A 17,588-nucleotide genomic window follows, 5' to 3' on the forward strand; every position below is an offset into this window, starting at 1 on the left:
TTAGGGGCGACGTAATTGACAAAAATCAATTCACAGAGACGCTTATATTATCATTTGGATTTGAGAAGACGATCAAATCAGGATTCTTTAAGGTATCAATGCAATCACTATTAAGTTTAATCAATGCTGAACTTAATGTAAATCAGGTAAAAAATGTCTTAGTTAACTTTTGAACTTGGAAAGCCCTTCAGCGTCATGTTAAGGCATCTGCAGCGAAAGCATTCGTAGGTTATAGCAGCTTGAAATCAGGCGAGAAAAGCCTGATTACTTAATATCTGTGTCTAGACTACAATAAATAATAGTCCTGTAGCATTACGTTGTTTGGCTTGTTTTTCAATGTGTCGTTCACTTTTGGCCTCTCACCGTTGATATGAGCTATCAAATCTTAAATCTATATTAGATGGTCTGGAAGTTTGAGCGAATAAGGGGCAACCAATATGTGAGTTGGTAAGGCGGTAAGTTATTGACTCAGTGTATTTTAAACATGCGGTTTTTGCTAAAAGAAAAGCTGTCTCCGTATACACAGCAGTGGGCAATGCATTGGCGCATTAAGCGACTTGCAGGGCTAAAATATCTCATCACTCTAAATGGCCTGTCGCTGTTTCAGATAAATTATTCGAGGCTATTTATGTGCTTTTCGGCAACAGCAAGTATCAGTCTGGGGTTGGTGTTAGTCCCCGTGGGTATCTACTCAATCAAAAGGGCAGGCGCGCTACCTGCTGGTTTTAGAGTGTTGGCGTTAACACCTTTACTGTTTGGCCTGCAGCAAACTTTAGAAGGTTTTGTCTGGCTAGGTCTCGCGTCGGGGGATGTATTCGCTACTCGATTATCAGCGCTGGGGTTTAATTTTTTCTCCCTTTTTTTCTGGTTGGTATGGATCCCTTTATGTTGTTATTCCATCGAACCAAGCGCACTAAAAAGAAAGCTATTTTCTCTACTGTTTATGTTGGGGCTAGCGCACGGTTTGTCTCTGTATGTACCATTACTCCTCTACAAAGATTGGTTGACGGTCGAGATTGTTGGTCATTCCATTAACTACAGCGCACGGCTGCTGCATGACGGTCATGTGCCGATTATTTTTCTGCAGATTTTGTATCCCCTGATTATTATTGCGCCTTTGTTATTGAGCAGCAATGGTCATGTCAAGATTTTGGGTGTTATTACTTTGTCCTCGTTATTACTGACCAGGCTGCATTTTGATTATGCACTTATTTCGGTGTGGTGCTATTTTGCTGCGGTATCTTCTATTTATATTCTCTTTATGATTATTCAAACCTTAAAACGTGCTGAAAAATCAGCCGTCGGCATCACCATCTAGTCAGGTCGTTCTGTTATAAGAAAAGCATTAAGTTTATGATCATTCGTTTCAAAGGATAAATTGACGCTAACAAAGCCGTCAGGATGAATTTGAAGAGTAAATATGATCACTTTATAATGCGTTTGGTATTATTGGTAGAGTGCATTCTACGCATCGCAAACAGGAAATAGGTGCACGGAGTGCACCCTACGGGTTATTAATAAATGTAGTCGAGCGTGGAATATTTTTATTTGTGATGTAGAGTGAATGTAAATACTCTGTTCAATGGATTGAGTCGACATGATAAGTTAATTAATGGAATTGCTATTATGTGATCGGTAGGGTGCGCTCCGCAAGCAGCGGCAATCGGTGCGCGGAGCGCACCCTACGGGCTATTTCATTGCCAATGTATTGCACCAGTCAGGCAATTACATTCGATAATCTAGCCAATTTTGTATTTAAAGATGATGAACATATAGTTGTTAAGGTTAGTCGAGAATAGAATAACTATCCTTCACTTATCCTGCCTTACTTAGAACGAAATTTTTACTCTAAAGGTCAACAGACCCAGTATTATGATGCACTATACAGTGCATCAACTTCTCCATTTTTAATGCCTTTATTGACGCGCAACAAACTACTTTGTGCAATCGATAATACTTCCTGCATATTCTCATAACAGCGTCGTTCATTTTTACCGTAAGCAAAAAAGGTCAAGGTCACTTGATGGCCGATACCGCCAGTATCAGGTTGATCACCCAAGACTAAATAACAGGTCGGTGATTGTGATAAACAAATAGCGCCGGCTTTAAATCCGGGTTTAGTTTTAGTTACATGCTGCAGTATATTTTCCACCAACCAATCAATACTTTTCGCCTGACAGTTCTCCGGGATATCACGAAACAAGATCATTAACCGTGCACTGCACTTTTTCGCGTAAGGATATTGTCGATCAGTATTGTCTTCCGCCGGATTAAACACGCAATCGTTACTTTCCAATAATGAACGCGGACCGTTTACCCATTCTATCAGCGCATAAAACTGTTCGACAAATTCCCATTTTTTAAAGGGGAGAAGATCTTCGATGGCGCTGCGGATAAGCTTAGGTTGTTGCTTAAAGTCGATATATACACTGCTATCATCGGATACCATACTCGTCCATGGGTGTGATCTTAATGCTGAATTATCAATCTTCTTGGAAATAAAAGCGTCCACAGTTTCTGCCTTTGTTGAGTTATGTACTAGGGTCTGTTGACCTTTCGTGTGCATTTTTGCAGCAATTTGTGGGTGCTTTATACAAGGCCGAGCCTGCAACCTGTCGTTATTCTACATAAGTAGGCGATAACGTAGTCGATCGTATCCACAAATGCTGCCCTTCGGGTTCATCTAAAAGCGTCCTGCGCTGCGTTATGCGTCGTTTACATAGAATAACTATGCTGCATTCCTGATGCCTTGTTCAGAACACTTTTAGATTGAACAAAATTTGTACTCCAAAGGTCAACAGACCCTAATGAGAGGGCTGATTAAAATGCCGATGGTTTTTGGTTTTTAATTTAAATATGGCTTGGTTATTTTTGTGTGTTATTCGCTAATTGGAGGTGGTTTGCGGAGTACCAATCCTGTCATAGAGCTGTGATCCCTTTATTTTAAAGGGATCACAGCTGTGCTGATAGTTAGTTACGCAAAAGGCAAAAAATTATGCGTTTTGCCAACAGGCGATTGCTTCTTTAACGTTAAATTTTCCTTCGAGCAGCGCGCGACCGACAATCATGCCCGATGCGCCGGAGCGGGCAACCGCTGCGATATCATTCAATGAGCCGATACCACCCGATGCCTGCCAAGCTACTTGCGGGTAGGCTGCGGCCATCTCTTTATAAAGAGAGACATTTGAGCCGCTTAAGGTACCGTCTTTGGAGATGTCAGTACAAAGCACATGTTTTAAGCCAACGGCTAAGTAAGTCTCCAGCAGAGATTCAATTGTTTGACCACTTGCTTCCTGCCATCCGGAAACGGCCACAATTTTATTACCTTGTGCGTCTATGTTGATATCCAGTGCGAGTACAATATGCTCCGCACCGTATTTTTTCATCCAACCAGCTACCATTGCTGGTGCTTTAACGGCCGTTGAACCGATAACCACCCGCTGTGCGCCGGCATCTAACAGATCTTTTACGTCCTGTTCAGTGCGTACTCCGCCGCCAATCTGAATTTTAGCGGGGGTGTTAGCAATCAGGCTGGCGATCACTTTTAGCTGGCGTTTAGTCACATCTTTCGCGCCGTCTAAATCAACCAGGTGTAACCAATCGGCTCCCTGCTGGTTATAAATAGTAAACTGGCTTTGCGGATCATCACCGTAAACTGTTTTTTGTGCGTAATCGCCTTGATATAAACGCACGACTTTGCCATCGATAAGATCGAGTGCTGGAATAATCATTTTAAAGCTCCAGGAAGTTTTTAATCAGTTGTGCGCCGGCTTTACCCGAGCGTTCAGGGTGAAACTGTACCCCGTAAAAATTATCTTTATTAACGGCCGCTGTAAACGGCGTACCATACTCGCAACTGGCGATGGTATGTTCATTGACCGGCAGGGCATAACTGTGCACAAAGTAGAAGTAACTGCCCGCAGGAATATTCTTAAATAAAGGTTCATCAAGTTTAGGGGTGATTTGATTCCAGCCCATATGGGGAGAGCGTAGCGGCGCAACATCCATCTTTTCGATATGGCCTTCAACTATTCCCAGTGTTTCAATAATAGGTTGATCACCAAAACCTTCTTCAGAAGCGGTCGCTAACATCTGCATGCCTAAACAGATCCCTAAAACAGGTTGGGTCAGGCTTTTAATTGGTTCAACTAAATTACGCTCAATTAAATTAGCCATGGCTTCTTTAGCGGTGCCGACACCGGGTAAAAAAAGCTTATCTGCCTGCTGTAAAATGGCCGGATCTTTACTGACGGTGACACTGTAGCCTAAACGTTCGATGGCAAACCTGACCGAAGAGAGGTTAGCGCAACCCGTATCAATAATGACTATGTTCATAAAACACCTTTGCTTGAAGGTAAGTCAGTTCCTACCACTTTTATACATTGGCGCAGGGTACGGCCAAATGTTTTGAATAAACCTTCAACCATATGATGCGCATTACCCTTTTCAACTTCAAGGTGTAAGGTTGCACCCATCGCTTGTGTTAGGGAATGGAAAAAATGTTGAACCATTTCCGTTGACATAGTGCCGACTAATTCACGCGGAAAATCCGCTTGAAATTTAAGGTACGGACGACCGGATAAATCCAAGGTACAACTGGCTTTTGCTTCATCCATGGGCAAGACAAATCCAAAACGGCCAATACCGCGTTTGTCTCCCAGGGCTTTTTTAAATGCTTCGCCAAGCGCAAGCGCAGTATCTTCAACCGTATGATGATCGTCTATGTGTAAATCACCTTTAACCTTTACATCCATTTGGAAACCACCGTGGGTGGCGATTTGATCTAACATGTGGTCAAAGAAGCCCATGCCGGTATCAATATGGTTTTCACCGCTATTGTCTAAATCTAAGGCGACATTAATATCGGTTTCTTTGGTTGTACGGGTAACGGATGCAGTACGGCCTTGACTGGTTAACTGTTTCACAATCTTATTCCAGCCACAGGTTTCTTTGTTGTATAGTATGCCGGTGATACCCATATTTTCAGCAAGCTGGGTATCGGTAATACGATCGCCAATAACATAGGAATGTGCAAAATCGATGCGTCCTGATTTCAGGTATTCACTGACCATCCCTAAATGGGGTTTACGGCAGCTGCAGTTATCCGTGGTGAAGTGTGGACAAAGCAGAGTGGCTTCGAATTTTACGCCTTGAGATGCAAAAATTTCGATCATTTTATTCTGCGGAATATCAAAATCAGACTGCGGATAACTGTCGGTTCCCAGACCATCCTGATTTGATACAATCACCAAAATATAACCCGCATCTTGTAATGTCAGTAAGCTTGGGATCACATAGGGTTCAAAGATTAATTTCTCTAAACTATCAACCTGTTTGTCGCTGATGGGCTCATCAATCAAAGTACCATCACGATCGATGAATAGAAATTTTTGTTTGCTCATTATTTATTTCCTATAGCGAGTTTAAGGTGGTTAATGTTGCCTGCATTTCAGCTTCTGTGCCGATAGTAATGCGAATACAGTTTTCTAAACGTGGCTTGCCCGCAAAGTCGCGCATAATGATGCCATCTTTGGCAAAGGCTGCGAATACTGTTGCCGAGTCTTTAAAACGCACCAGTAAAAAGTTACCGGTTGCCTGAAAAATCTCTGTGACACAATCAACGTCCTGCAGTGCATTCTGTAACAGTTGGCGGTTGTTATTAAGTATTTTAACGCGTTCATACATAACCGTTAAGCCGGCGGTTGAAAGGGCTTGTGTTGCTATCTGAGCAACCGGCGCCGGCATTGGATAAGGCGCAATTACTTTTGACAACATTTCAATAACCGCTTCCTGTGCCAGAGTAAAACCACAGCGAATAGCGGCCAGGGCAAAAGCTTTTGACAGGGTGCGAGTGATAACCAGATTTTCATATTGTGCAATCAAATCTGCCTGGCTTAATTCGGGACAAAATTCGATATAGGCTTCATCTGCAACAATTAACGCTTTGCCTTGTGTTGCCTGCAGCAATGCTTTCAGTTTCTGCCGGTCAAGCATATTACCTGTGGGATTGTTAGGCGCACATAGGAAGACTAATTTAACCTCACTGCCGACTTTTGTTACCGAATTTTCAACTGCTTGATAATCAACATCAAAGTTATCTGCTAAGGCGACCTCTTCAATTGCAACACCACAGGTTTCAGCACTGATTGCATACATACCGTAGGTTGGCGGGCAGATTAAAATACGGTCTGCTCCGGGCTCACAAAAGGTGCGGATCAGTATTTCAATACTTTCATCGGCGCCGCGGGTGCTTAAAACCTGGCTGTGCTTAACACCGGCATAATCGGCATAGGCAGTGATTAATGAATGAGGTTGAAATTCAGGGTAGCGATTGAGTTTGCTGGAATCCAGTTGATATTCATTACAGTCTGGAGATTCATTTGCGTTTAACCAAACGTCTCCCGTCCCTCCAATACGACGTGCAGAAAGGTAAGGTGTTAACGCTTGCACCGTTTCACGGGCAAGGTGTTTAATGCTGCTCATGTATTTTATTCCCTAGCGAATAATTCTGATGTCCGCGAGCAAAGACTCGCGTGCCTGTTTTGCAACACGCAATATTTGCCCAAAATTATTAAAAGTTAACTTTATTACAGGCGATTATTTTGTACTGTTTAATTTATCCACACGGATAGTGACGGCGCGTTTATGTGCCGTTAAGCCTTCTGCATCTGCAAGGCAGGTCACAGTAGGCGCTAAATTAAGCAGACCTTCTTTGGTTAGCTCCTGCACAGTATAACGTTTAACAAAGTCTGCTAAGCCTAAACTTGAATAGGTACGGGTATAACCATAAGTGGGTAAAACATGGTTTGTCCCACTGGCGTAATCGCCCACTGACTCAGGTGTCCAGGCGCCTAAAAATATGGAACCGGCATTTTTCAGTTTCGGCTGCAGCGCGCGTGGTGAGTTAGTTTGTACAATCAGATGCTCGGGAGCATAACGGTTAGATATTTCAGCCGCTTGCTCAAGATTTTCACAAATAATACTGACACTGTTTGCGATCGCTTTTGAAGCGATATCTCGGCGTTCTAAAACAGCTAACTGCTGATTAATTTCAATGGCAGTTTGCTGTGCGACAGCAAGGCTTGGGGTCACTAATATAGATTGTGAGTCATGGCCATGCTCAGCTTGAGAGAGTAAATCTGCCGCGATAAAAGCGGGATCGGCATTCTCATCTGCAATGACCAGTACTTCCGAAGGGCCTGCCGGCATATCAATGGCGGCACCGGCAAAATCATTACTGACCTGACGTTTTGCTTCGGTAACATAGGCGTTGCCGGGACCAAAAATTTTATCAACGGAGGCAATGGTGTCAGTGCCATAGGCTAAAGCGGCAATTGCCTGCGCACCACCCACGGTATAAATTTCATCTACGCCGCACAGTGAGGCGGCAAATAAAATTTCATCAGCCACGGGAGGCGGGGTACAGAGTACTAAGCGGCTGCAACCGGCAATTTGTGCGGGTGCTGCCGTCATAATGACGGTTGAGGGCAGCGGGGCACTGCCACCCGGGATATAGAGCCCGACTGACTCAATGGCTTGAGTATGCATTTCGCAGACCACACCCGGCATGGTTTCAACGCGGATCACATCCTGCACTTGTGCTTGATGAAATTTAACCACTTGGTTATAAGCGGTGCGGATAGCTGTTTTAATATCATCGCCTAAACGTGCGCTCGCCTGCTCAATGTGCGCTTTCGAGATGGTGAAATTTTCGCCATCTAATTTATCAAAACGTTTAGTGTACTCTAATAGAGCGCGATCACCTTTAATACGAACATCAGAAATAATGTCAGAGACGGTTGTTTTTAGTCCGGCAGAATCCGCCATTGCAGGACGAGCAAGCAGCAACGCTTGTTGTTCATCGGATAAATCTAACCAGTTAACTGTCCGCATTTTAGTTTGCATGACTACTCCATCATTTTTTCAATGGGTAACACTAGAATAGAGCTCGCGCCTAAGGTTTTAAGCTGCTCCATTGTTTCCCAGAATAAGTTTTCTTTGCTTACCACGTGCAGCGCTACATGGTCACTGCTGCCTGAAAGTTGCATTACGGTTGGTTGCTCTGAACCCGGTAATAGTGACTTGATTGCTTCTAAATTAGCCGTTGGCGCATGCAGCATAATGTATTTACATTCTTTAGCCGATTGCACACCATCAATACGGGTTAAAATACGATTGACTAAATCTTGTTTTTTGGGGCTTAATGGTTCAGCCCGCTGTATTAAAACAGCCGTTGAACGATAGATAACTTCAACTTCTTTAAGGCCATTTGCTTCCAGTGTTGCACCGGTTGAGACCAGATCACAAATTGCATCGGCAAGGCCTGCGCGGGGAGCCACTTCAACAGAGCCGGTTAACATACAAGATGTATAAGGGATATTTTGTTCTTCCATAAAACGCTTAAGGATATGAACATAAGTCGTTGCGATACGTAAATTCGCCAGTGATTGAACACCTTGATAGTCAAAATCATTATCAACCGCAAGTGAGAAACGACAGGCACCAAAAGCGAGTTCTTTAACTACTTTATGTGCGGTTGGCTCTTTTGCCACCGTACGCATCATGTTTTCTTCTTCAAGTACATTTTGACCGATAAAACCAAGGTCAACCACGCCATCCATTATTAAGCCTGGAATATCGTCATCGCGCACGCGCAGAATATCAATGGCCATATTGTCACTGTGTGCAATCAAGCGTTGGGTATTGAGGTTAACTTTTACACCACAAGCTTTTAATAACTTAACGGTATCATCACTTAAACGACCTTTCTTCTGTATTGCAATTCTTAAACGCTGTTCTGGCATTATTATTTTCCTTGTCCTAAAAACTAAAAAACCCTCGGGAGGTATGACTTCCGAGGGTTTATTTTATTGGTAACCTTTGGAAGAACGTAAAACTTCTCCCAAGAATAAGATCCTGAAAGATTAGATAATATGATGGTGATGTGATTTCAGGATGATTTTTTTCATGGTTACATAATTCTCTATTTATTAAGTGGCTATAGACTAACAATCTCGTTATTAAAAGTGAACTGTTTTTTCCCTATATTCACTATAAATGAATAACAATTCTGATTATTGTTCAGTTACGACTGTATTTTGTGATTCGTTGTTCTGCTCTAATGCTTCTATTCTTGCACGCTCGGCTTTAGAAATATATTTAGGTTTTGAAGCCGTATTTTTTTTAGCATTCATTCGTTTGATGCGTTTATCAAAAATACTGTTTAATTTTTTCTTTCTGTTCATCTCTTTTTCCGTACTTATCTGTAATACATGCATTGTAAAGATCTGCCTAAATAAACACAAGTTAAAGCAAAATATTGTGGATATTAAATAACCGTGCAGCTGCTCAACCGGCATTCTAGCAGTGCGTGAAATAAGGGCTGAGAAGGGGGGGCTATTGCAATAATAAGTTGAACAGCATTTAAGCATATATCGCGTTGATCTTTCCCGATATAATACCAAGCATATAATACCGAAAATACAATGCAGGAATAGGCTGTCGCGGTATATCTTTGAGCTTCGGCAAAACACAGGAACTGACTATGGCTGTCAATAACAGTAAAACTTCATGCCCATTTTGCAATGGGGTTAATAAATGTATGGCTGAAAGTGAATCACCTTGCTGGTGTTTTGAGGTGCAGATACCCAAGTCATTGATGGCTTTACTGCCGGTAGGGTTTATTAATAAATCATGTATCTGCCAAGCCTGTATTAATGCTTTTAAAGAAAATGAACTTTTATTTAAGGAAAAGTATGGGCCTGCAGCAGTGCTGAAAAATAATGATGACTGAGCAGCCAGCAGGGTATAAATCTGAATAGGAGGAAAAGCGGTCAAAATGCCTGAATTTGCATTATAAAACGATCTTGAAGCAGTTTATGATTTTTCAATGACTGCGATTCAAATCGCAGTCATCCTCTGTCAGTTACAAAGGCTTAGTACTCTTACATCAATTTTCCGGCATTTTTGAGCCGTTTACTCAATAAAGGGGCCCTTTAATATAAGAAAACTTTCGGGTGAGTACTTAGCTATTTTATTGCTTTAAATTCAACCGTGTATTTACCCAAATTTTTATATTCAATTTCTGTTAGTTGATCAAATTCTAGTTTTACAACTCCTGCGTAGGAACCTGTGATGATGGCCTGTCCGGCTTTAAAGTCCGTGCCGCGTTGACTCATGAAATTAATTAACCAATAGAGTGGGTTTTGCGGCAACTTATTGGGGTGTTTACCGCTAAATTGCTGACCCTGCTCTTCCTGTTTAAAATTAATCTCGATTTGGCTTGCAGTATAAGCCTGTGATTTGTGAATTTCAGGACCAATAAATAAACCTTGATTTGCTAAACCATCGGCTAATTTTTCATAAAATGAGGGCTCACAATCATTCGCAAAACGGTGCTGTATTAATTCCAATGCCAGATGGCAACGGGTTATGGCTGCATCTATTTGAGCTTCGCTGCGATCTTGTTGCTGTGCGGGTAAATCTTTGCCTAATATAAAGGCGATTTCCGGTTCAACGGAGGCCTGTGCATCATCGGCAAATAGGCAACATGGTGCGGCCCGTTGGATAGTGTCGGCAAAGATAGGGGCGACAATAAATTGATCTTTCCCTTGAGGCTGCAGACATTTCCATCCGCCGACTTTAGCTGCACGTTGAGCAATCATTTGTTGCTGTATTTGTAATGCATCATCGCTTGAATTTGGACGTATCTGCTCTGCAAGTCTGGTCATTTTTGTGCCTGCTGTACGTCTGTTTAATAACTCTGTTGCTGCCTGCGAAAATTTAATATTGGTCACGTTCTTGGCCTTGAGTGTTACTGAATAATGAGTGTACAAGGTCGATGTTCAAAGCACTTCAGCAGGGTGAAAACTGACAATAGAAATGCTTTGATTAGCCTGTCGCAAAATTATTTTTTAGTTTTTAGCACCGTGCCGATGGCAAAAATCACAAATAATAAGGTATAGATTGAAAAGCTAACAATTAACCATTGCGGCATAGAGTAATCTAAAAATTGCCAAACGATATCGGAGCAGTCACCCGTTGGATTAAATAACCATGGCAGCCATTCATGTAAAGGTGCCCATGCAGGGAAATCAGGAAAAAAATCACAGGTAAAAAAGGGCGAAGGGTGCAGTTGATAATCCGTATGCTTTATTGCTAATAAGGTTCCCCAAACGGCACTTATCCCCCATAATAAAAAAGCACACAAACGGATAAAAACATTATTTGGCGCACTGGCGCCTAGTAAACCTGCTGATAAAATGCCAAGCATGGCAAGACGTTCGTAAACGCACATGACACAGGGCTCAAGGTGCATAACGTGCTGAAAATATAAAGCAGATAATTCAAGGGATAGCGCGCTTGCTGCCAACAATAACCAGGACCAACGCTGTTTGGGGGCAGCTTTTAAAATTGCTAACACAAAGATTCCTAATATAGCAAAAAAGAGTAATATAACTTTATCATTTAGAAGGGATAAATGATAATAAATTCAGCTGCGTAATGGCAAGTTTTTGGGGCCGTATCATTGGGCTGTGGTGGTCATTCGTCTCTTTTAAATTATAACCTGTGATTAAAAATATAAAATCCACTGTCACCTTAATATTGTTAAGTCGTTAAGCAACTACAATAAAGCGACGAGGGTGTTAGCTAACAGAGCCTTATTTTTAGTTTGAGCATCACATTTGACTGTTGATGCTTGATTTACAAAGATAAACGACCTGTTTTGTCTATTAACCTCTGTGTTACTATAGAAAGCTAAATGCAAGGGGGATTTTAAATGGTAAAAAACGTAAAAGGGCCTGCAGACATAGCTGAGCAGTATTTGATAGAGTCTATTTGGAATGGCACTATTGCGATACATTCAGCATTGCCCGCTGAACGAGTGCTTGCTGATAAAATAGGCGTGACGCGCACTACCTTGCGTGAGGTTTTACAGCGTATGTCAAAAGATGGCTGGATTACAATTTGCCATGGTAAGTCAACGAAAGTAAATGATTTTTGGGAAACCTCAAGTTTAAATGTTTTAAGTACTATTACCCGTCTTGATATTGATAGGCGGGCAGATTATATTGACCAACTGATGTCAGTACGTACTAATGTTAGCGCCATTATTTTACGCATGGCCGCAAAGCATAATGCCAAAAGTGTGCTTTCTTTTTTAGATAAAGTGCCTTCTATTGACGCCAGTAGTGAAGCGTTCACGGAATTCGATTACCGTTTTTATCACCATGTTGCTGTTTCCTCCAATAATATGATTTATGTTTTGATTCTTAATGGGTTACAGGACTTGTATCGTCGGGTTGGCTATTTTTATTTTTCAAATACTGAGGCTAAATCTATTGCTCTGGCTTTTTACTCGGACATTAAAATTGTACTAGAAAAAGGGGAGATACATCAGATTATGCAAGTTGTTCGCGATTCGGCTTTCGCCAGTGGTAAAATTTGGCTGCATTTACGTCACCAGCTTCCCGATGACTTTCTGGATGAAATAAACTAAATTAATGTTTCACTACTTTTTTATAACAGGATAACTCTTTTGTCGAAAAACAACTTTCTTAACCGGCTCTCCGGTGTACAAAAATTATTAGAAGTCGGCATAATTGGCTGTGCGTTTGCCGTTATTTTTATCAGCATTTCATTGTTTACCTTTTCACCCGTTGATCCGAGTTGGTCACAGCAACAGTGGGTGTCAGAAATTCAAAATGCCGGTGGTATGGTGGGTGCTTGGATAGCTGATATTCTATTTTATGGTTTTGGATTACTCGCTTATTTTATCCCTGTACTGATCGCTGTTTTTGCATGGTTTTTTTTATGGAAACCAAAATTCAGTTTTGATATGGATTTTTTAAACCTGGGATTACGTATTATTGGGTTTATTTCCACTGTCTTTAGTACCACGGCATTAGCTTCTCTGAACTTTGATGATTATCACTATTACCCTTCCGGTGGATTGGTGGGTGATATTATCGCGCAAAGTATGTCAGGTTTTTTTAGTTTGTTAGCAATGAATTTTATCCTGTTAACCTTGTTTGTTTCAGGCATCACCTTTTTACTCGGTTTTTCCTGGCTTAGTTTAATTGATAGTACGGGCGCTTTTGTTATTATTTCTTTTACTTGGTTAATGTCATTGCCAGAACGATTTACCCTGTGGAGAGAAAAGCGCAATGCAGAAAAAAACGCACGACTTAATGAAAAACAGCCGGATTGGGGTGTTACAAAAAACCAGCGGAAGACGGCGGTTGAACAGCCAGACTTAGAGGCTAAAAAAATGCCTGCTGAGAAGGTTTATGACAGCCCTGATGATTCAGATTTTAATTATTCGAATATTGATGATTTGGATATTGATGAGCAGTATTTTGATGCACCCTTTGATATCGATGCTGTGGAAGATGATCAAAAGATTGATATCGATGCTATCGATGATGATAAAAAAGATTTACACAGTTTTTCATCTGCCGCGCCGGAAACAGAAAATATTCCTGCTTTTATCACTGAACCCGCCGTACAAAAAGCAGTCAAACCACAACCTGCCGTAGCCAAAGGCCCATCTTCTGAAGTCCAAACGCGCCCTTCTGAAGTCAAAGCTCCGCCTGCTGCAGCGGCGAAAAATAATTTTGACCATCTGCCTGAACATGCCAAACCCGCTATTAAACGGAAACCAGTGGAAGAAAATATGGCTGCCTTTCCAAGTATTGATCTGTTGGATCGGCCCGATAAAAAAGTTCATCCCATCTCACAGGAAGAGCTAGACACTGCGGCGCGTTTAGTTGAAGCTAAATTGCTTGAATTTAAAATTAAAGCGGAAGTGGTTAATGTTTTACCCGGACCTGTTATTACGCGTTTTGAACTTTCTTTAGCACCCGGAATGAAAGTGAGCACCGTCAGCGGTCTGGAAAAAGACTTGGCACGTGCCTTATCGGCAATGAGTGTGCGAGTGGTTGATCAAATTCCCGGGAAGTCGGTCATTGCCTTAGAGCTACCTAACAAACATCGTGAAATTGTTTATTCCTCGGAAGTCTTGGGCAGTGCAAAATTTATGGAAAGTAAATCACCCTTAAGTATGGTGCTTGGGGCAGATATTTCCGGACAACCTGTGGTGGTTGACCTGGCTAAAATGCCGCATCTTTTAGTGGCAGGTACAACGGGCTCGGGTAAATCCGTGGGGGTCAACTGTATGCTGGTCAGCTTGTTATATAAATCAACGCCTGAAGATGTACGTTTGATTTTAATTGACCCAAAAATGCTCGAATTAAGTGTTTACGAAGGGATTCCGCATTTATTAGCGGAAGTGGTTACTGATATGAAGGATGCGGCAAATGCATTACGCTGGTGTGTTGGCGAAATGGAACGCCGTTATAAACTTTTGTCTGAAATTGGTGTCCGTACATTAGCAAGTTATAATAGTACGGTAAAAGAAGCCGCTGAAGCGGGCACGCCATTAACCGATCCTCTCTGGAAAGAGGGTGATAGTATGGATTTGACTGCCCCGGAATTAACAAAATTACCCAGTATTGTGGTGGTGGTTGATGAATTCGCCGATATGATGATGATTGTTGGTAAAAAATGTGAGGAGCTAATTACCCGTATTGCACAAAAAGCACGTGCAGCCGGCATTCATTTAATTTTAGCGACACAGCGTCCATCGGTAGACGTTATCACCGGCTTAATTAAAGCTAACATTCCAACTCGAATTGCATTCCAAGTCTCGAGTAAAATCGACTCAAGGACTATTTTAGGCATGCAGGGTGCTGAGACCCTGTTAGGTCACGGTGATATGTTATATATGCCGCCCGGGGTTGGGGTGCCGACGCGTGTCCACGGTGCTTTTGTTGATGACCATGAAGTCCATCGCGTTGTTGCGGATTGGAAAAAACGCGGTGAGCCCAATTATGTACAAGAAATCATCGATGGTGACAGCGGCTTGGATATGTTGTTACCCGGAGAGGAAGCTGAAGGTGCTAACGAGATTGATGCTTTATTTGATGAAGTAGTTGAATTTATTACTGAAACTCGTAAAGTCTCAATATCCAGTATTCAGCGTAAATTTAGAATTGGTTACAATCGCTCGGCGCGTTTGGTGGATCAACTTCAAGCACAAGGTGTGATAAGTGCACCATCAGGTGCCAATAGCAATCGCGATGTTCTCGCTCCGCCTCCCGTTAAGGATTAAAGTATGAAAAAAAGTGTTATTGTCATTTCCATGTTGTTAAGCTCATTGTTGCCTTCTACCGTTTCGGCAGCGACAGATAGTCAATTATTAAAAGAAAAATTAGCCAAATTTAGTTTTATTAATGCTGAATTTTCACAACAAGTGAGCAGTTCGGAAGGCAAGATATTAGATGATAGTCGAGGCACGTTAGCCATTTCGCGTCCGGGTAAATTTCGCTGGGAAGTGCTTATGCCCGAAGAGGAATTAATTGTCTCCAATGGTCAAACCATGTGGATGTACAGCCCCTTTATTGAACAGGTCACTCTGCTTAACTTAAGTGATGCAATACAAGGCACTCCCTTTATATTGCTTTCGGGGGCTAATGAGTCGCAATGGGCTGACTATCAGGTAAATAAAATGAATGATCAATTCACCGTCAAGAATATTGCCGGCACCGTTCAGGATAGATCTTTTATCTTTGAATTTAATAACTCGGGGCAGGTCAGTAAATTTGTGGTCATTGAAGCGCTTGGACAACGCAGTGAGTTTAAACTGAACCATAAAGCCTTAGCGAAACCCTGGCCGGAAGCCTTTTTTGATTTTAAAATCCCGGCGAATATAGACATAGATGACCAACGTTAATGAAAGATCTTTTTGAATTTAATAATGATTTTCAGCCATTAGCGGCGCGTATGCGGCCAAAATTTTTTGCAAATTATATTGGCCAGTCACATATTATCGGTGCCGGTAAACCGTTACGCAATGCATTGGAAAACGGTGCTGCGCACTCCATGATCCTATGGGGTCCACCCGGCACGGGTAAAACAACCTTGGCAGAATTAATTGCTTCCTACTGTGATGCCCATGTAGAGCGTCTTTCGGCGGTGACCTCGGGCATTAAAGAGATACGTGCTGCGATTGAAATTGCCCAACAAAATCGTAGCAATGGTACTCGTACCTTGTTGTTTGTTGATGAAGTACATCGTTTTAACAAGGCTCAGCAGGATGCTTTTCTACCCTATATTGAAGATGGCACCCTCTTGTTTATTGGTGCAACAACGGAAAATCCTTCCTTCGAGCTCAATAATGCACTGTTATCCAGAGCGCGAATCTATTTATTAAAAAAACTCAGTGAAGCTGAAATTATTGCTGTGATTGATCAGGCTTGTTCTTCAGTCGATGGACTCGCCGATAAAAACATTAAATTTGTGGGTGATGTAAAAGAAAAATTAGCGCAACTTGTACAAGGAGATGCCAGAAAAGCCCTTAATTATCTTGAATTATTGGCTGATATGGCCATTGATTCCGAGCAAAGTTTATCCATTAATCTGGATCTTCTAAAGGAGATTGCAGGCCGTGAAGGTGTTAGCTTTGATAAAAAAGGGGATCTTTTTTATGACTTGATATCGGCCTTCCATAAATCGGTGCGTGGTTCAGATCCCGATGCTGCACTTTATTGGTATGCGCGTATGCTCGCTGGTGGATGTGATCCGCTGTATGTGGCGCGCAGGTTATTAGCAATTGCATCGGAAGACATCGGTAATGCCGATCCGCGGGCGATGCAAATCGCAATCAATGCCTGGGATTGTTTTGCGCGCGTTGGCCCCTATGAAGGTGAGCGGGCAATTGCTCAGGCGATTGTCTACTGCGCCAGTGCACCTAAAAGTAACGCCGTCTATATTGCTTTTGCCAATGCTAAGCAAGCCGTTAAAGATTTTCCTGAATATGAAGTACCATTACATCTTCGTAATGCACCGACTAAATTAATGAAGGAACTTGATCATAGTTTAGGTTATCGTTATGCCCATGATGAAGATGGCGCATTTGCGGCCGGTGAAGTTTATCTGCCGGAAGCATTACAAGGCACTAAATTCTATCAAGCAACGGATCGTGGTTTTGAAAAGCAAATTTCCGCTAAACTCAATTATTTAGATGGGTTAAACCAGCAAAGTAATAATAAACGTTATCCGTAACTATATTGTTTAGCGAATGATTTTTGTAGGGTGTTAATAGTGCAACAGAGACAAAGTATGAGTCATTTTTATGAATAGTATGGTTATAAATCTAGCCTTGGTAGCCAGCGGGGGAGCAATTGGGGCTGTATTACGCTATTTAATCGGAATTGGTGTGATAAGCCTCTTTGGAAAAAGTTTTCCATTTGCTACACTCTCGGTCAATATCATTGGCTCGTTGATTATGGGTTGTATTTTTCAACTTGTTCAACAAGAAAGCATTCCGGCATCTCCCTGGTGGCCGTTAATTGGGGTTGGATTTTTAGGTGCATTAACCACCTTTTCAACGTTTTCAATGGATAATTTACTGTTATTGCAGCAAGGTGAGTTATTTAAAGCGATGCTCAATATCGCATTAAATGTTGTAGTCTGCCTTTTCGCCGCATATGTTGGCACATTATTAGTCTTTAAAAGTTAGGAAGAAG

Annotated in this window: 17 protein-coding genes and 1 other annotated feature; of the genes, 7 read left to right on the plus strand and 10 right to left on the minus strand. The window is 41.9% G+C overall.

Going from position 1 to position 17,588, the window contains the following annotated elements; all coding sequences use genetic code 11:
• Positions 1-628: 628 nt before the first annotated feature.
• On the plus strand, positions 629-1,318 hold the full coding sequence (locus tag CXF72_RS18055) for a DUF6629 family protein (RefSeq protein ID WP_101041178.1): 690 nt from the start codon (positions 629-631) through the stop codon (positions 1,316-1,318).
• 552 nt (positions 1,319-1,870) lie between these two features.
• On the opposite strand, the gene CXF72_RS18060 is transcribed toward CXF72_RS18055, so the two are convergent.
• The 8 genes from CXF72_RS18060 to CXF72_RS18100 all read right to left on the minus strand — a co-directional run bounded on the left by CXF72_RS18060 (position 1,871) and on the right by CXF72_RS18100 (position 9,278).
• Complete coding sequence (locus CXF72_RS18060) at positions 1,871-2,512, minus strand: hypothetical protein (protein WP_101041179.1); 642 nt, start codon at positions 2,510-2,512, stop codon at positions 1,871-1,873.
• Between the two features lie 481 nt (positions 2,513-2,993).
• The gene (gene hisA, locus CXF72_RS18070; RefSeq protein WP_101041180.1) at positions 2,994-3,731 is read right to left on the minus strand and encodes a 1-(5-phosphoribosyl)-5-[(5-phosphoribosylamino)methylideneamino]imidazole-4-carboxamide isomerase; all 738 of its coding nucleotides are present in this window, start codon (positions 3,729-3,731) and stop codon (positions 2,994-2,996) included.
• 1 nt (position 3,732) lies between these two features.
• Positions 3,733-4,335 carry an imidazole glycerol phosphate synthase subunit HisH gene (gene hisH, locus CXF72_RS18075; protein WP_101041181.1) on the minus strand — a complete coding sequence of 201 codons (603 nt, stop codon included), beginning with the start codon at positions 4,333-4,335 and terminating at the stop codon, positions 3,733-3,735.
• Positions 4,332-5,402, minus strand: a complete 1,071-nt coding sequence (gene hisB, locus CXF72_RS18080; RefSeq protein WP_101041182.1) for a bifunctional histidinol-phosphatase/imidazoleglycerol-phosphate dehydratase HisB — start codon at positions 5,400-5,402, stop codon at positions 4,332-4,334. The genes hisH and hisB overlap by 4 nt, the downstream gene beginning before the upstream one ends.
• 10 nt (positions 5,403-5,412) lie before the next feature.
• On the minus strand, positions 5,413-6,483 hold the full coding sequence (gene hisC / locus CXF72_RS18085) for a histidinol-phosphate transaminase (protein WP_101041183.1): 1,071 nt from the start codon (positions 6,481-6,483) through the stop codon (positions 5,413-5,415).
• A gap of 114 nt (positions 6,484-6,597) precedes the next feature.
• Positions 6,598-7,905: a histidinol dehydrogenase gene (hisD, locus tag CXF72_RS18090; RefSeq protein WP_101041184.1), complete on the minus strand. Its 1,308-nt coding sequence runs from the start codon at positions 7,903-7,905 to the stop codon at positions 6,598-6,600.
• A 2-nt stretch (positions 7,906-7,907) separates the two neighbouring features.
• Positions 7,908-8,804, minus strand: coding sequence for an ATP phosphoribosyltransferase (gene hisG, locus CXF72_RS18095; protein ID WP_101041185.1), 897 nt, complete (start codon positions 8,802-8,804; stop codon positions 7,908-7,910).
• 22 nt (positions 8,805-8,826) lie between these two features.
• Positions 8,827-8,946, minus strand: a sequence feature (His leader region).
• A 128-nt stretch (positions 8,947-9,074) separates the two neighbouring features.
• Entirely contained in the window at positions 9,075-9,278 is a 204-nt protein-coding gene (locus CXF72_RS18100; RefSeq protein ID WP_332870237.1) for a DUF2986 domain-containing protein, read from the minus strand.
• Between the two features lie 266 nt (positions 9,279-9,544).
• On the opposite strand from CXF72_RS18100, the gene CXF72_RS18105 reads away from it, so the two are divergent.
• Positions 9,545-9,793 (plus strand): cysteine-rich CWC family protein, encoded by a 249-nt coding sequence (locus tag CXF72_RS18105; protein WP_101041187.1) that lies wholly within the window; start codon positions 9,545-9,547, stop codon positions 9,791-9,793.
• 235 nt (positions 9,794-10,028) lie between these two features.
• Here CXF72_RS18105 and CXF72_RS18110 read toward each other — a convergent pair whose 3' ends face one another.
• Together CXF72_RS18110 and dsbB are read right to left on the minus strand one after the other, a co-directional pair.
• On the minus strand, positions 10,029-10,796 hold the full coding sequence (locus CXF72_RS18110; RefSeq protein WP_101041188.1) for a hydratase: 768 nt from the start codon (positions 10,794-10,796) through the stop codon (positions 10,029-10,031).
• A gap of 110 nt (positions 10,797-10,906) precedes the next feature.
• Positions 10,907-11,422 carry a disulfide bond formation protein DsbB gene (gene dsbB / locus CXF72_RS18115; protein WP_232785021.1) on the minus strand — a complete coding sequence of 172 codons (516 nt, stop codon included), beginning with the start codon at positions 11,420-11,422 and terminating at the stop codon, positions 10,907-10,909.
• 357 nt (positions 11,423-11,779) lie between these two features.
• On the opposite strand from dsbB, the gene fadR reads away from it, so the two are divergent.
• The 5 genes from fadR to crcB all read left to right on the plus strand — a co-directional run bounded on the left by fadR (position 11,780) and on the right by crcB (position 17,581).
• Entirely contained in the window at positions 11,780-12,499 is a 720-nt protein-coding gene (gene fadR, locus CXF72_RS18120) for a fatty acid metabolism transcriptional regulator FadR (protein ID WP_101041190.1), read from the plus strand.
• Between the two features lie 39 nt (positions 12,500-12,538).
• Positions 12,539-15,172: a DNA translocase FtsK gene (locus tag CXF72_RS18125; protein WP_101041191.1), complete on the plus strand. Its 2,634-nt coding sequence runs from the start codon at positions 12,539-12,541 to the stop codon at positions 15,170-15,172.
• A gap of 3 nt (positions 15,173-15,175) precedes the next feature.
• Positions 15,176-15,793: an outer membrane lipoprotein chaperone LolA gene (gene lolA / locus CXF72_RS18130; protein WP_101041192.1), complete on the plus strand. Its 618-nt coding sequence runs from the start codon at positions 15,176-15,178 to the stop codon at positions 15,791-15,793.
• The gene (locus CXF72_RS18135; protein WP_101041193.1) at positions 15,793-17,124 is read left to right on the plus strand and encodes a replication-associated recombination protein A; all 1,332 of its coding nucleotides are present in this window, start codon (positions 15,793-15,795) and stop codon (positions 17,122-17,124) included. The genes lolA and CXF72_RS18135 overlap by 1 nt, the downstream gene beginning before the upstream one ends.
• 70 nt (positions 17,125-17,194) lie before the next feature.
• Positions 17,195-17,581 (plus strand): fluoride efflux transporter CrcB, encoded by a 387-nt coding sequence (crcB, locus tag CXF72_RS18140; protein WP_101041194.1) that lies wholly within the window; start codon positions 17,195-17,197, stop codon positions 17,579-17,581.
• The last annotated feature ends 7 nt before the right edge of the window (positions 17,582-17,588 follow it).

It is taken from the genome of Psychromonas sp. MB-3u-54 (genome assembly GCF_002836415.1).
GTDB lineage: Bacteria > Pseudomonadota > Gammaproteobacteria > Enterobacterales > Psychromonadaceae > Psychromonas.

Coding starts and splice junctions, on each gene's coding strand:
- fadR (WP_101041190.1), top strand. CDS start 11,780: ATGGTAAAAAACGTAAAAGGGCCTGCAGACATAGCTGAGCAGTATTTG.
- lolA (WP_101041192.1), top strand. CDS start 15,176: ATGAAAAAAAGTGTTATTGTCATTTCCATGTTGTTAAGCTCATTGTTG.
- crcB (WP_101041194.1), top strand. CDS start 17,195: ATGAATAGTATGGTTATAAATCTAGCCTTGGTAGCCAGCGGGGGAGCA.
- CXF72_RS18105 (WP_101041187.1), top strand. CDS start 9,545: ATGGCTGTCAATAACAGTAAAACTTCATGCCCATTTTGCAATGGGGTT.
- CXF72_RS18100 (WP_332870237.1), bottom strand. CDS start 9,278: ATGCATGTATTACAGATAAGTACGGAAAAAGAGATGAACAGAAAGAAA.
- hisC (WP_101041183.1), bottom strand. CDS start 6,483: ATGAGCAGCATTAAACACCTTGCCCGTGAAACGGTGCAAGCGTTAACA.
- hisH (WP_101041181.1), bottom strand. CDS start 4,335: ATGAACATAGTCATTATTGATACGGGTTGCGCTAACCTCTCTTCGGTC.
- hisB (WP_101041182.1), bottom strand. CDS start 5,402: ATGAGCAAACAAAAATTTCTATTCATCGATCGTGATGGTACTTTGATT.
- CXF72_RS18135 (WP_101041193.1), top strand. CDS start 15,793: ATGAAAGATCTTTTTGAATTTAATAATGATTTTCAGCCATTAGCGGCG.
- CXF72_RS18055 (WP_101041178.1), top strand. CDS start 629: ATGTGCTTTTCGGCAACAGCAAGTATCAGTCTGGGGTTGGTGTTAGTC.
- hisA (WP_101041180.1), bottom strand. CDS start 3,731: ATGATTATTCCAGCACTCGATCTTATCGATGGCAAAGTCGTGCGTTTA.
- hisD (WP_101041184.1), bottom strand. CDS start 7,905: ATGCAAACTAAAATGCGGACAGTTAACTGGTTAGATTTATCCGATGAA.
- hisG (WP_101041185.1), bottom strand. CDS start 8,804: ATGCCAGAACAGCGTTTAAGAATTGCAATACAGAAGAAAGGTCGTTTA.